At 52.5% G+C, this 13,314-nt stretch carries 20 protein-coding genes; 19 read left to right on the top strand and 1 reads right to left on the bottom strand.

Annotation, left to right across the window (positions count from 1 at the left end; all coding sequences use genetic code 11):
- The first annotated feature begins 3 nt into the window (after positions 1–3).
- The 14 genes from fusA (at position 4) to C5F52_RS02805 (ending at position 9,427) form a co-directional block, all read left to right on the top strand.
- Complete coding sequence (fusA, locus tag C5F52_RS02870; protein WP_104796799.1) at positions 4–2,106, top strand: elongation factor G; 2,103 nt, start codon at positions 4–6, stop codon at positions 2,104–2,106.
- Between the two features lie 133 nt (positions 2,107–2,239).
- Positions 2,240–3,430, top strand: coding sequence for an elongation factor Tu (tuf, locus tag C5F52_RS02865; protein ID WP_104796798.1), 1,191 nt, complete (start codon positions 2,240–2,242; stop codon positions 3,428–3,430).
- A gap of 13 nt (positions 3,431–3,443) precedes the next feature.
- Positions 3,444–3,758: a 30S ribosomal protein S10 gene (gene rpsJ, locus C5F52_RS02860; protein WP_104796797.1), complete on the top strand. Its 315-nt coding sequence runs from the start codon at positions 3,444–3,446 to the stop codon at positions 3,756–3,758.
- A gap of 197 nt (positions 3,759–3,955) precedes the next feature.
- The gene (gene rplC / locus C5F52_RS02855) at positions 3,956–4,621 is read left to right on the top strand and encodes a 50S ribosomal protein L3 (RefSeq protein WP_104796796.1); all 666 of its coding nucleotides are present in this window, start codon (positions 3,956–3,958) and stop codon (positions 4,619–4,621) included.
- On the top strand, positions 4,621–5,241 hold the full coding sequence (gene rplD / locus C5F52_RS02850) for a 50S ribosomal protein L4 (protein ID WP_104796795.1): 621 nt from the start codon (positions 4,621–4,623) through the stop codon (positions 5,239–5,241). The genes rplC and rplD overlap by 1 nt, the downstream gene beginning before the upstream one ends.
- Positions 5,238–5,564, top strand: coding sequence for a 50S ribosomal protein L23 (gene rplW, locus C5F52_RS02845; protein ID WP_104796794.1), 327 nt, complete (start codon positions 5,238–5,240; stop codon positions 5,562–5,564). Before rplD ends, rplW begins: the two co-directional genes overlap by 4 nt.
- A gap of 2 nt (positions 5,565–5,566) precedes the next feature.
- Complete coding sequence (rplB, locus tag C5F52_RS02840; RefSeq protein WP_104796793.1) at positions 5,567–6,391, top strand: 50S ribosomal protein L2; 825 nt, start codon at positions 5,567–5,569, stop codon at positions 6,389–6,391.
- A gap of 10 nt (positions 6,392–6,401) precedes the next feature.
- Complete coding sequence (gene rpsS, locus C5F52_RS02835; protein ID WP_104796792.1) at positions 6,402–6,680, top strand: 30S ribosomal protein S19; 279 nt, start codon at positions 6,402–6,404, stop codon at positions 6,678–6,680.
- 9 nt (positions 6,681–6,689) lie between these two features.
- Positions 6,690–7,019: a 50S ribosomal protein L22 gene (gene rplV / locus C5F52_RS02830; protein ID WP_100133886.1), complete on the top strand. Its 330-nt coding sequence runs from the start codon at positions 6,690–6,692 to the stop codon at positions 7,017–7,019.
- Positions 7,020–7,034: 15 nt separating this feature from the next.
- Positions 7,035–7,919 carry a 30S ribosomal protein S3 gene (gene rpsC, locus C5F52_RS02825; RefSeq protein ID WP_104796791.1) on the top strand — a complete coding sequence of 295 codons (885 nt, stop codon included), beginning with the start codon at positions 7,035–7,037 and terminating at the stop codon, positions 7,917–7,919.
- A gap of 2 nt (positions 7,920–7,921) precedes the next feature.
- Complete coding sequence (rplP, locus tag C5F52_RS02820) at positions 7,922–8,338, top strand: 50S ribosomal protein L16 (RefSeq protein ID WP_100133884.1); 417 nt, start codon at positions 7,922–7,924, stop codon at positions 8,336–8,338.
- A 17-nt stretch (positions 8,339–8,355) separates the two neighbouring features.
- Positions 8,356–8,550, top strand: a complete 195-nt coding sequence (gene rpmC / locus C5F52_RS02815) for a 50S ribosomal protein L29 (RefSeq protein ID WP_100147416.1) — start codon at positions 8,356–8,358, stop codon at positions 8,548–8,550.
- 9 nt (positions 8,551–8,559) lie between these two features.
- Positions 8,560–8,829 carry a 30S ribosomal protein S17 gene (gene rpsQ, locus C5F52_RS02810; protein ID WP_104796790.1) on the top strand — a complete coding sequence of 90 codons (270 nt, stop codon included), beginning with the start codon at positions 8,560–8,562 and terminating at the stop codon, positions 8,827–8,829.
- A 91-nt stretch (positions 8,830–8,920) separates the two neighbouring features.
- Positions 8,921–9,427, top strand: coding sequence for a peroxiredoxin (locus C5F52_RS02805; protein WP_104796789.1), 507 nt, complete (start codon positions 8,921–8,923; stop codon positions 9,425–9,427).
- 60 nt (positions 9,428–9,487) lie between these two features.
- On the opposite strand, the gene C5F52_RS02800 is transcribed toward C5F52_RS02805, so the two are convergent.
- Positions 9,488–10,171, bottom strand: coding sequence for a cytochrome b/b6 domain-containing protein (locus C5F52_RS02800; protein WP_104796788.1), 684 nt, complete (start codon positions 10,169–10,171; stop codon positions 9,488–9,490).
- A gap of 95 nt (positions 10,172–10,266) precedes the next feature.
- Between C5F52_RS02800 and C5F52_RS02795 the strand changes: the two genes are divergently transcribed.
- The 5 genes from C5F52_RS02795 to C5F52_RS02775 all read left to right on the top strand — a co-directional run bounded on the left by C5F52_RS02795 (position 10,267) and on the right by C5F52_RS02775 (position 13,308).
- Entirely contained in the window at positions 10,267–10,719 is a 453-nt protein-coding gene (locus C5F52_RS02795; protein WP_104796787.1) for a cytochrome c, read from the top strand.
- 323 nt (positions 10,720–11,042) lie between these two features.
- On the top strand, positions 11,043–11,360 hold the full coding sequence (locus tag C5F52_RS29635; protein ID WP_146100025.1) for a hypothetical protein: 318 nt from the start codon (positions 11,043–11,045) through the stop codon (positions 11,358–11,360).
- Complete coding sequence (locus C5F52_RS02785; protein WP_104796785.1) at positions 11,357–12,595, top strand: MFS transporter; 1,239 nt, start codon at positions 11,357–11,359, stop codon at positions 12,593–12,595. The genes C5F52_RS29635 and C5F52_RS02785 overlap by 4 nt, the downstream gene beginning before the upstream one ends.
- 28 nt (positions 12,596–12,623) lie before the next feature.
- The gene (locus C5F52_RS02780) at positions 12,624–13,070 is read left to right on the top strand and encodes a PTS sugar transporter subunit IIA (RefSeq protein ID WP_104796784.1); all 447 of its coding nucleotides are present in this window, start codon (positions 12,624–12,626) and stop codon (positions 13,068–13,070) included.
- The gene (locus C5F52_RS02775; RefSeq protein ID WP_104796783.1) at positions 13,039–13,308 is read left to right on the top strand and encodes an HPr family phosphocarrier protein; all 270 of its coding nucleotides are present in this window, start codon (positions 13,039–13,041) and stop codon (positions 13,306–13,308) included. Before C5F52_RS02780 ends, C5F52_RS02775 begins: the two co-directional genes overlap by 32 nt.
- Positions 13,309–13,314 lie beyond the last annotated feature (6 nt).

The raw sequence follows: 13,314 nt of genomic DNA, 5'->3' as shown, positions 1-13,314 counted from the left end.
AACATGGCTCGCAATACCCCCATTGAGCGCTATCGCAACATTGGTATTTCAGCGCACATTGACGCTGGTAAAACCACCACGACAGAGCGTATTCTTTATTACACCGGTGTGAACCACAAGATTGGTGAAGTGCATGATGGCGCTGCCACCATGGACTGGATGGAGCAAGAGCAAGAGCGTGGTATCACGATCACTTCTGCTGCGACCACTTGTTTCTGGAAGGGCATGGATGGCTCTTTCCCAGATCACCGCATCAACATCATTGACACCCCTGGCCACGTTGACTTCACGATTGAAGTTGAGCGCTCCATGCGCGTGCTCGACGGTGCTTGCATGGTTTACTGTGCTGTGGGTGGTGTGCAACCCCAGTCTGAAACTGTGTGGCGTCAAGCTAACAAGTACAAAGTGCCACGTTTGGCCTTTGTGAATAAGATGGACCGTACAGGTGCCAACTTCTTCAAGGTCGTGGACCAGATGAAGTTGCGCTTGAAGGCCAATCCTGTGCCAATCGTGATCCCAATCGGCGCTGAAGACAACTTCACCGGCGTGGTTGACCTCCGCAAAATGAAAGCCATCATTTGGGACGAGGCGTCTCAAGGTATGAAGTTCACTTTTGAAGAGATTCCAGCCAACTTGGTGGAATTGGCCAAAGAGTGGCGCGAGAAGATGGTTGAAGCTGCGGCTGAAGCATCGGAAGAGTTGATGAACAAGTACCTTGAAGAAGGTGACTTGACTGAAGAAGAAATCACACACGGCTTGCGCGTGCGTACCATCAACAGCGAAATTCAACCCATGTTGTGCGGTACAGCGTTCAAGAACAAAGGCGTTCAACGCATGTTGGATGCAGTGCTTGAATTGATGCCTTCTCCGTTGGACGTGAAAGCCATCAAGGGCTTTGACGAAGACGAAAAAGAAGTCATTCGTAAAGCCGATGACAACGAAAAATTCTCTGCCTTGGCATTCAAGTTGATGACCGATCCATTTGTGGGTCAGTTGACTTTCGTGCGCGTTTACTCTGGCGTTCTGAAAAAGGGCGATACCGTGTACAACCCTGTGCGCGGCAAGAAAGAGCGTATCGGTCGTATCGTGCAAATGCACGCCAACAACCGTGAAGAAGTTGATGAAATCCGTGCGGGCGACATCGCTGCTTGCGTGGGTTTGAAAGATGTGACCACGGGCGAAACCTTGTGCGATCCAGCAGCCGTGATCACCTTGGAGCGCATGGTGTTCCCCGACTCCGTGATTCGCCAAGCTGTTGAGCCAAAGACAAAAGCTGACCAAGAAAAAATGGGTATGGCTTTGTCACGTTTGGCTGCAGAAGATCCTTCTTTCCGCGTGCAAACAGACGAAGAATCTGGCCAGACCATCATCGGTGGTCAAGGCGAATTGCACTTGGAAATTATTGTCGACCGCATGAAGCGTGAATTCGGTGTGGAAGCCAACGTGGGCAAGCCTCAAGTGGCTTACCGCGAAACCATTCGCAAGACTGTCGAAGAGGCCGAAGGCAAATTCGTTCGTCAATCCGGTGGTAAAGGTCAATACGGTCACGTGGTGCTCAAGGTTGAGCCACAAGAGGCTGGTAAAGGCTTTGAATTCGTTGACGCGATCAAGGGTGGTGTGGTTCCTCGCGAATACATCCCTGCGGTGGAAAAAGGCGTGATCGAAGCGTTGGGCCAAGGCGTGTTGGCTGGTTATCCAGTTGTTGACGTCAAGGTTACTTTGCACTTCGGTTCGTACCACGACGTGGACTCGAACGAAATGGCGTTCAAGATGGCAGCGATCTTTGGCTTCAAAGAAGGTTGCCGCAAAGCTCAGCCAGTCATTCTGGAGCCAATGATGGCTGTGGAAGTTGAGACGCCTGAAGACTACGCTGGTAGCGTGATGGGCGACTTGTCCTCACGCCGCGGTATGGTGCAAGGTATGGACGACATGGTCGGTGGCGGTAAAGCGATTAAAGCTGAAGTGCCATTGTCTGAAATGTTCGGCTACTCAACCACACTGCGTTCGATGTCACAAGGCCGCGCAACTTACACGATGGAATTCAAGCACTACGCTGAAGCCCCTCGCAACGTTGCTGAAGCCATTGTTGCTTCACGCGCTAAGTAAACAAAACCCATGGGGCTGCGTCAAGCGGCCCCTGTCTGCGACGATGCGCCGCCCTGTCACCCGTGCGGGGCGAATCAGCAGTATCGTGCAGACATAAAACCTGTACACGGGCACTGCTCTTTGGAGAAAAGAAATGGCAAAAGGAAAATTTGAACGTACCAAGCCGCACGTGAACGTGGGCACCATTGGTCACGTTGACCACGGCAAAACAACTTTGACAGCTGCGATCACCACGATCCTGTCTTTGAAGTTTGGCGGCGAAGCTAAGGCTTACGACCAAATTGACGCGGCTCCAGAAGAAAAAGCGCGCGGTATCACGATCAACACCGCTCACGTTGAGTACGAGACTGAAACACGTCACTATGCGCACGTGGACTGTCCTGGTCACGCCGACTATGTGAAAAACATGATCACTGGCGCTGCTCAAATGGATGGCGCTATTTTGGTGTGTTCGGCTGCTGACGGCCCAATGCCACAAACTCGCGAGCACATCTTGTTGGCTCGTCAGGTGGGCGTGCCTTACATCATCGTGTTCTTGAACAAGTGCGACATGGTGGACGATGCTGAGTTGTTGGAATTGGTCGAAATGGAAGTTCGCGAACTTCTCGAAAAATACGACTTCCCAGGCGACGACACCCCAATCATTCAGGGTTCAGCCAAGCTGGCCCTCGAAGGCGACAAAGGCCCATTGGGCGAAGAGGCTATCCTGAAATTGGCTGCTGCTTTGGACAGCTACATCCCTACGCCTGAGCGCGCAGTGGACGGTGCTTTCTTGATGCCAGTGGAAGACGTGTTCTCGATCTCTGGCCGCGGCACTGTGGTGACCGGTCGTATCGAGCGCGGCATCATCAAAGTCGGCGAAGAAATCGAAATCGTGGGTATCGTTGACACAGTCAAGACCACTTGTACCGGCGTGGAAATGTTCCGCAAGTTGCTGGACCAAGGTCAAGCTGGCGACAACGTGGGTATCTTGTTGCGCGGTACAAAGCGCGAAGACGTGCAGCGCGGCCAAGTGCTGTGCAAGCCAGGTTCAGTCAAGCCACACACGCACTTCACAGCTGAGATCTATGTGTTGTCTAAAGACGAAGGCGGCCGCCACACACCATTCTTCAACAACTACCGTCCCCAGTTCTACTTCCGTACGACTGACGTGACAGGTGCTATCGAGTTGCCAGAAGGCAAAGAGATGGTGATGCCAGGTGATAACGTGTCGATCACTGTGAAGTTGATCCACCCCATTGCGATGGAAGAAGGCTTGCGCTTCGCTATCCGCGAAGGCGGTAAGACTGTTGGCGCTGGTGTGGTTGCCAAGATCATTGCCTAAGCTAGGAATTTAAATGTCCGCCAAGCAAAAGATCCGCATCCGCCTGAAGGCGTTTGACTACAAATTGATCGACCAGTCTGCTGCTGAGATCGTTGACACTGCCAAGCGCACAGGCGCGATTGTCAAAGGCCCCGTGCCTTTGCCAACACGCATGAAGCGTTTTGACATCTTGCGTTCACCGCACGTCAACAAGACCAGCCGTGACCAGCTCGAAATCCGTACCCACCAGCGTTTGATGGACATCGTGGACCCAACTGATAAAACAGTTGATGCTTTGATGAAACTTGACCTGCCAGCGGGCGTGGACGTCGAAATCAAGTTGCAATAAAGATTAAACTTTAGTGTGACTTTGGAGTGGGCCAAAGCTCATTCCAGCCCCCGCGCCAACGAGTAGTTGCTCTTGGCGTGGTTTTCGCGATATACTCGCGGGCTCTGTGCAATTTGCATGGGGATTTATCAACCGTCTTTCACGCAAAAACGTAACTGCCAATTGAAGTGGTTACGGTGAGAGTTTTGGAGAAAACAATGAGTCAAAGCATCCGTTTGGGATTGCTGGGCCGCAAAGTGGGCATGATGCGTCTGTTCACTGATGATGGGGATTCGATCCCTGTCACGGTGTTGGATGTGTCCAACAACCGCGTGACCCAAGTGAAAACCCAGGAAAACGACGGCTATGTGGCCTTGCAGGTCACATTCGGTTCGCGCAAAGCATCGCGCGTGACCAAGCCAATGGCTGGACACCTTGCGAAAGCAGGCGTCGAAGCCGGTGAAATCATCAAAGAATTCCACGTGACTGCTGATGTCGCAGCTAAGTACGCCGCCGGCGCTACTGTGCCTGTGTCTGATGTGTTCGCAGTGGGCCAAAAGGTGGACGTGCAAGGCACAACCATCGGTAAAGGCTTTGCTGGCACCATCAAGCGTCACCACTTTAAGTCACAGCGCGCATCGCACGGTAACAGCCGTTCGCACAACGTGCCTGGCTCTATCGGTATGGCACAAGACCCAGGTCGCGTGTTCCCCGGTAAGCGCATGTCTGGCCATTTGGGCGCTGACATCGTGACAACTCAAAACCTCGACGTGATTCGCATCGACGAAGCTCGCCAACTGTTGTTGATCCGTGGCGCAGTGCCTGGTTCAGCCGGTGGCTTCGTGACTGTGCATCCCGCCGTCAAAGCTAAAGGAGCGAACTGATGCAAGTCGAACTCCTGAATGACCAAGGTCAAGCTGCGTCTAAATACGACGCACCAGAAACCGTGTTCGGTCGTGAATACAACGAAGATCTGGTTCACCAGATCGTGGTCGCTTACCAAGCTAACGCGCGTCAAGGCACTCGTGCCCAAAAAGACCGTGAGCAAGTTAAGCACTCCACCAAGAAGCCGTTCAAGCAAAAAGGCACCGGCCGCGCTCGCGCTGGTATGACGTCATCGCCTCTGTGGCGTGGCGGCGGTCGCATTTTCCCGAACATGCCTAACGAGAACTTCACACAGAAGATCAACAAGAAGATGTACCGCGCTGGTATGGCTTCGATCTTGTCCCAGTTGGCCCGCGAAGGTCGTCTGGCTGTGGTTGAGTCTTTGAAGGTTGATGCTCCAAAAACCAAATTGTTGGCAGCTAAATTCAAGGCGATGAACCTTGAGTCAGTGTTGGTGATCTCTGAGGAAGTTGATGACAACTTGTACTTGGCGTCACGCAACTTGCCAAACGTGTTGGTGGTTGAGCCTCGCTACGCAGATCCATTGTCATTGGTGCACTACCGTAAAGTCCTCGTGACCAAGGGTGCCATGGACCAACTCAAGGAGATGTTCGCATGAGCCACGGACACAAACAAACCAAATTCGACGAAGGTCGTTTGATGCAATTGTTGGTCTCTCCCGTCGTGTCCGAAAAGGCCACCATGGTTGCAGAAAAGCATAACGTCGTCACCTTCAAAGTGCTGCAAAACGCTGAAAAGCCTGAGATCAAAGCCGCTGTGGAATTGATGTTCAAGGTTGAAGTTCAAAGCGTGAACGTGGTTAACACAAAAGGTAAGGCCAAGCGCTTTGGCAAGTCTATGGGTCGTCGCGACAACGTTCGCAAGGCTTATGTGACTCTGAAGCCAGGTCAAGAACTGAACATCTCTGGGGAGGCCGCTTAATCATGGCAGTCATCAAGATGAAACCAACGTCGCCCGGTCAACGTGGCGTCGTTAAAGTTACCCGTGATCACCTCCACAAAGGTGAACCTTACGCCCCGTTGCTGGAACCCCAGCACCAAAAATCGGGCCGTAACAACAACGGTCACATCACTACCCGTCATAAGGGTGGTGGTCACAAGCATCACTACCGCGTTGTGGATTTCAAGCGTAACAAAGACGCTATCCCAGCGAAAGTGGAACGCATTGAATACGATCCAAACCGTACGGCACACATCGCTTTGGTGTGTTACGCAGACGGCGAGCGTCGCTACATCATTGCACCACGTGGCTTGGAAGTTGGCGCATCGTTGCTCAGCGGTTCGGAAGCCCCGATCCGTGCAGGTAACACCTTGCCAATTCGCAACATTCCAGTGGGTTCAACCATTCACTGTATCGAGTTGAAGCCAGGTGCTGGTGCACAAATCGCGCGTTCAGCTGGCACATCAGCCACTTTGTTGGCTCGTGAAGGCACTTACGCTCAAGTGCGTATGCGCTCTGGTGAAGTTCGCAAGATCCATATCGAATGCCGCGCCACCATTGGTGAAGTTGCAAACGAAGAACACAGCCTCCGTCAATTGGGTAAAGCTGGTGTCAAGCGCTGGATGGGTATTCGCCCAACCGTGCGTGGCGTCGCTATGAACCCAGTGGATCACCCACATGGTGGTGGCGAGGGTCGCACCGGTGAAGGCCGTCATGCAGTTGACCCATGGGGTAACCTGACAAAAGGCTACCGTACCCGTAACAACAAACGCACACAAGTCATGATTGTGTCGCGTCGTAAAAAGTAAGGGGTAACAAATGACTCGCTCTCTCAAAAAGGGTCCGTTTGTTGACCATCATTTGGTTGCCAAGGTCGACAAGGCCATCGCAACTAAAGATAAAAAGCCAGTGAAAACTTGGTCACGTCGTTCCATGATCTTGCCCGATTTCATCGGCTTGACCATCGCTGTGCACAACGGCAAACAACACGTGCCCGTGTACGTCACTGACCAAATGGTGGGTCACAAGTTGGGCGAATTTGCTCTGACTCGTACCTTCAAAGGTCACCCCGCGGACAAAAAAGTCCAGAAGAAATAAGGAAAGACCATGGAAACACGTGCAGTCCTTAGGGGCGTCCGTTTGTCGGTCGACAAAGGCCGTTTGGTCGCGGACATGATCCGCGGCAAAAAAGTTGACCAGGCTCTGAACATCCTGACATTCACGCAGAAAAAAGCTGCAGGTATCGTCAAGAAAGTTTTGGAATCTGCGATTGCTAACGCTGAACACAACGACGGTGCAGACATCGACGAGTTGAAGGTGAAAACCATCTACGTTGAAAAAGGCGCCACGCTTAAGCGTTTCACTGCCCGCGCCAAAGGCCGCGGTAACAGTATCAGCAAGCCTACCTGTCACGTTTACGTGACAGTCGGTAACTGAAAGGTATAGGAAGATATGGGACAAAAAATCCACCCCACAGGCTTTCGCCTTGCAGTGAGCCGCAACTGGGCTAGCCGTTGGTACGCAAGCAACAAAGACTTCGCTGGCATGCTGGCTGAAGACATCAAAGTTCGCGAGTACCTCAAGGCCAAGCTGAAAAACGCTTCTGTTTCTCGCGTTCTGATCGAGCGTCCCGCTAAAAGCGCACGCATCACCATTTTCTCGGCTCGTCCAGGCGTGGTGATCGGCAAAAAAGGCGAAGACATCGAGAACTTGAAGAAAGAACTCGCAGCGCGTTTGGGCGTGCCAGTCGCAGTCAATATCGAAGAAGTGCGCAAGCCTGAAATCGATGCTCAATTGATCGCTGACAGCATCACTCAACAGCTCGAAAAACGCATCATGTTCCGTCGCGCTATGAAGCGCGCCATGCAAAACGCCATGCGTCTGGGTGCTCAAGGCATCAAGATCATGTCGGCAGGTCGTTTGAACGGCATTGAGATCGCACGTACCGAATGGTACCGTGAAGGTCGCGTGCCACTTCACACTCTGCGTGCAGACATCGATTACGCAACTTCTGAAGCTAAAACCACTTACGGCATCATCGGTGTCAAAGTGTGGGTTTACAAAGGCGATACCTTGGGTCGTAATGACCTGCCGGCCGCCGTTGAGCCACGCGAAGAAGAGCGTCGTCCTCGCGGTCCCCGTCGTGACGCTCGCCCAACCGGCGATCGTCCCGCACGCACAGGCGCTCGTCGCCCTGCAGGGGCCAATGCCGCACCAACGGATGGCAGCGATAAACCCGCTGAAGCCACTGGTGCCCCTACAACTGCCGTCAAGCGCGTCCGCAAGGTTGCCGCGCCCGCATCCACTGGCACGGCTGCGGACGGAACAGGAGAATAAGCATGCTGCAACCAGCACGCCGTAAATACCGCAAAGAGCAAAAAGGCCGCAACACCGGCATCGCAACACGTGGTAACACCGTTGCATTCGGTGACTTCGGTCTGAAATCCACCGATCGCGGCCGTCTGACGGCCCGCCAGATCGAAGCCGCACGTCGTGCGATTTCCCGTCACGTCAAACGTGGCGGCCGTATCTGGATTCGTGTGTTCCCTGACAAGCCGATCTCCCAAAAGCCTGCTGAAGTGCGTATGGGTAACGGTAAAGGTAACCCCGAATACTACGTGGCAGAGATCCAACCCGGCAAGGTCCTCTACGAAATCGTAGGCGTTCCTGAAGAGTTGGCCCGTGAAGCATTCCGTCTGGCCGCTGCAAAGTTGCCCTTGCGTACCACTTTTGTGGCTCGCATGATCGGCCAGTAATTCAGGAGAAATAAGAAATGAAAGCTGCTGAACTGCGCCAAAAAGACGTTGCCGGCCTCGAAGCTGAAGTCAAAGAGTTGCAAAAAGCTCACTTTGGCTTGCGCATGCAAAAAGGTACGCAACAACTCAACAACACGTCACAACTGCGTTCTACACGTCGCAGCATCGCACGTGCAAAAACCATTCTTGCTGAAAAGCAAGCCGCCAAGTAAGGAGTGAACATGACGGACGCTAAGAAATCCCTCAAACGCACCTTGATTGGCAAGGTGGTTAGCGACAAGCGCGCTAAAACAGTGACAGTGCTCGTTGAGCGTCGTGTGAAACACGCGCTCTACGGCAAAATTGTTGCTAAGTCGAGCAAGTATCACGCGCATGACGAAACAGGTGAATACCACTTGGGCGACATGATCGAGATCACTGAAAGCAAGCCAATTTCGAAAACCAAAAACTGGGTTGCGACCCGTTTGGTTGAGAAAGCTGCTGCGGTTTAAATACCAAAGAGCTTCGGCTCTGCAAGGCTAAAGAAAACGACCCACAATGTGGGTCGTTTTTGTTTTTGTACGTCAATATATTGGAGATACCATGATTAAAGTTGGAGACGACCTGCCACACACCACCCTGATGGAATATTCAGAGGTTGAAGGTGAAGGCTGCAGCATTGGCCCGAACGCCGTTGATGTGGCTAAGGCTACTGCAGGCAAGACCATTGCATTATTTGCTTTGCCTGGCGCATTTACACCCACTTGCTCTGCTAAGCATGTACCTGGCTATGTTGAGCACTATGAGCAGTTCAAAGCTGCTGGTGTCGACGAAATTTGGTGTCTCAGTGTGAACGATGCTTTTGTGATGGGCGCTTGGGCGCGTGACCAACACACCGACGGCAAAGTCCGCATGTTGGGTGACGGCAGCGCCGATTTCGCGCAAGCCACCGGTTTGACACTCGACCTAACGGCGCGAGGTATGGGCTTACGCAGCAATCGTTATTCCATGCTCGTGAAAGACGGCAAAGTGGTGAGCTTGAACGTTGAAGGCCCAGGTAAATTTGAAGTGAGTGATGCCGCTACCTTGTTGGCTCAAGCCAAGGCGTAATCGTTTGAGTAATCAAAAAGCCGCGCAGCAGCGCGGCTTTTTTGTGGGCTGCACAATAAATTAACCAAAGCTCACCAACCGATAGACCACATACAGGCATCCCACAAAAATGCTGAGAGCAAAAAGGCGCGAGGTCCATGTGTCGCGCGAAGGATGAATTTCAGTCGCTAACACTTTGTCGCCGGTCAGCATCGGCGTGATCAAGTCTTCCCTTTTGAGTTTTTTGTAAAAAAGCACGGTCCCTACGTGCAAGATCACCAAAAGGATGACGAGAACCTTGCCGATATCACTGTGGTATTTGGTCGCAAAAGAGACCCAGTCCGATGACACAAAGGCTGTCCATGGCCCTGAGTTAGAAATTTCATCGTCACTCATGAAGCCGCTCAGCACTTGGATGAGTAAAGCAACCAGCATGGCTACCACCGACAGCGCGCCAAGTGGGTTGTGACCAGTGCTGTGTGGAACTTGTTTTAAGCGCAAAGCTTTCACATAAGCCAAGAGCTTTGGCAAGCTGGGCAAAAAATTTAAAAACCTAGACCAATGGCCGCCTACAAACCCCCATACAAAGCGAAATAAGACCAGCGTTAGCACGGCATAGCCAAGTTTGAAGTGCAGCTGCATCGCGTCACCGCCTACCTCACCGCTGACCACCAAGCCCAAGACACATACGGCTAACAAAATATGAAAAACCCGTGTGGGTAAATCCCAAACGCGAACGCGGTAAAGGGCGGCGGTGTTGGGCATACATAGACCAATCGAAGAGGCAAAAGACAAGCTGGCTGAATGTTCGTAAACTGCAAGCCGCGAAAAGCGTATTCTCAACCTTAAAGGACACTGCCATGAAAAAAACAATTCTGACCTTATTAGCCATCAGCGCCGCATGCATCAGTTTCTCTGCCGCCGCACAGTTTGCAAAACCAGAAGATGCTGTGAAATACCGAAAGGCCGCACTGACGGTGACAGCCGCCCATTTCAGTCGCTTGGGTGCCATGGCGCAAGGTAAGGTACCGTTCGACGCAAAATCCGCAGCAGAAAACGCAGAGATCGTTGCCAGCATGTCGAAGTTGCCTTGGGCTGCTTTCGGTGATGGCACCGACGTAGGCGAAACCAAAGCAAAGCCTGAAATCTGGAAACAAACGGCCAAGTTCAAAGAAGCCGCAGAAAAGTTTCAAGCTGAATCTACGAAATTAGCCGCCGCTGCTAAGACTGGCAAAGAAGATGCATTTAAAACAGCCTTCTCTGCAACAGCCGGCACATGCAAAGCCTGTCACGATGACTTCAGAGCGAAATAAACCAAGCAATTAATAGTCAGTAGGTCCCAGAGATCTATGCTGATTTGAGCGGGGCATGGACTAGACGTCATGCCCCGTTTGCTTGATTGGATAATGCGAGTATGAAACGGTATGTGATGCGTTCAATCATTTGGTTCATTCTGGCGCTGACGCTAGTCGCTTGTTCGCCTGCCTTGAATTGGCGACAAGTCAGTGTGGACGCATCCGACGTCATGGTGTTGATGCCTTGCAAGCCCGACCAAGCCACGCGAACTGTTGCTCTGCGAGTTGTCAATCACGATGTAGAAACTAGCTTGTCCTTGTATGGATGTGAAGCAAGCCAAATGCAATTCACCTTTGGGCATATGAACGCGCAGCAAGGTTTGAGTGCAGAAGAGTCCATACGAGCCTGGCGTTTGGCGGGCTTGGCAGCAGCCAATGCCAAGCCTGGCGACGCCACATCACAAAACTGGGCGATCAAAGGGGTGAGTGATCATGGATTGTCTGCACGCACGCACGTTCTGACGGATGCGCACCAAGTGCAGTGGGTTTGGTTTGCCTATGGCAACAAAATTTACCAAGCTGCGGTGTATGGCAAAACCAAAGACAAAGGTTTGCCAGAGGCTGCAGAAACATATTTTTCAGGAATCAAGTTGCCATGAACCACGATGTGTTGTCGCGCCGAGCGGCGGTGTGGGTGTTTGTTGCTTTTGCATCGGCCTACTTTCTGTCTGCTTTGCTGCGGGCGATCACGGCGACGCTGTCTCCGACCTTGACCCTCGAGTTTGGTTTGCAAGCGCGTGACCTTGGGCTTTTAGCTGGAGGTTATTTTTTTGGTTTCGCACTCACGCAATTGCCGATGGGCCACTGGCTAGATCAACATGGCCCCAAAAAAGTCGTGCTGAGTTTTTTAGGTGTGGCTGTCTTGGGGTGTTTGGCGTTCTCGTGGGCAACTGACTTTGGCGGGCTATTGTTGGCGCGCGTGCTCATTGGTGTGGGCGTGAGTGCTTGTTTGATGGCGCCTCTCACGGGTTATCGCCGCTGGTTGGTGATGGAGAAACAGCAGCGGGCTAATTCATGGATGTTGATGACAGGTGCATTCGGCATGTTGGCGTCGACCTTGCCCGTTCAGTGGTTGCTGCCGGTCATCGGTTGGCGCTGGATGTTTGTTGGACTGGCCTTGTTGATCGTTCTTTCCATGGGGCTGATGATGTGGCAAGTGCCCAAATGGCGTGTGGCAAAGCAGCCCGATTCACTCCCGACACAAGCTAAACCTGTGGGTATTTTGGCCAGCTACGCGCAAGTGTGGGCACACCCCTACTTTCGAAGCCTCACACCAATGGGCTTCTTCAACTACGGTGGCTTGATTGCCATGCAAACTCTGTGGGCTGGACCTTGGATGATCAAAGTGGCGGGTTATTCGTCGCTTGAGGCGGCGACGGGCTTGTTCTGGATCAACGTGTGTATGTTGGTCACATTTTGGCTCTGGGGTTTGGTCACGCCCATGTTGTACGCACGCGGCTTGAATGCCAACAAATTGATGACCTACGGTGTGCCGCTGAATTTTTGCGTGCAGATCTACATCGTGTTGGCAGGTTCGGATGCTGGGGCCCTGCATTGGGCGCTGTTTTGCATCAGTAGCTCATTCGTGTCGTTGGCACAACCTGCGGTCGGTATGGCGTTCCCTTCCGCGTTAGCGGGGCGTGCGTTGTCAGCCTACAACTTGGTGCTGTTCTTAGGTGTATTTGTGGTGCAGTGGGGCATGGGGCTGATGATTGACGGTTTCAAGGCCGCTGGCTGGCAAGAGCTGCAATCGTTTCAGTTGGCCATGGCCGTCTTTTTTGTCTGCTGTCTTGCGTCTTATGGCTATTTTTTAAAACACAAATCTGACAGCTGATAATCTGCGCAACGCACTTTTCCTTTCTATGAATAACCGCATCCTCATCATTGCCCATGCGCCGCTGGCCAGCGCCTTGCGTGACTGTGCCATGCATGTGTATTCCGAGTGTTCAGCGGATGTCATCGCTCTCGATGTCTTGCCACATGCGCAACCAGAAGACACCTTGGCTCAGGCCTTAGACGCGGCAGGTTCTGCTTTGGACAGCGGCTTGTTGGTGTTGACCGATATCTTTGGTGCAACGCCTGCCAATGTGGCGCAAAAGCTAGTGCTGGGCAGCAATGCCAAACTCATTGCGGGTGTGAATTTACCCATGCTCTTTAGATCGGTGTGTTATCGCCATGAGTCGCTTGATGCGCTGGTGGCGCGCGCCCTGACAGGCGGCACGCAAGGTGTGATGCAAGTTGCCATCACCGCTCCTCAAAATCAAAACCGTCGAATCCATGATCAAAACTACAACGACCATCAGCAATAAATTAGGCCTGCACGCACGTGCGTCTGCCAAGCTCACCAAGCTCGCCGGCAGCTTCTCATGTGAGGTGTGGATTAGCAAAGGCGATCGCCGTGTGAATGCCAAAAGCATCATGGGTGTCATGATGTTGGCGGCAGGCATTGGCAGCGAAGTTGAACTTGAAACCGATGGCACACAAGAGCAAGAAGCCATGGATGGCTTGTTGGCCTTGATTGCCGATAAATTTGGTGAAGGCGAGTAACGCACG

Source organism: Limnohabitans sp. TS-CS-82, from assembly GCF_002943475.1.
The sequence above is the reverse complement of the archived record's forward strand: the minus strand, read 5'-3'. Positions and strand labels throughout refer to the sequence as shown.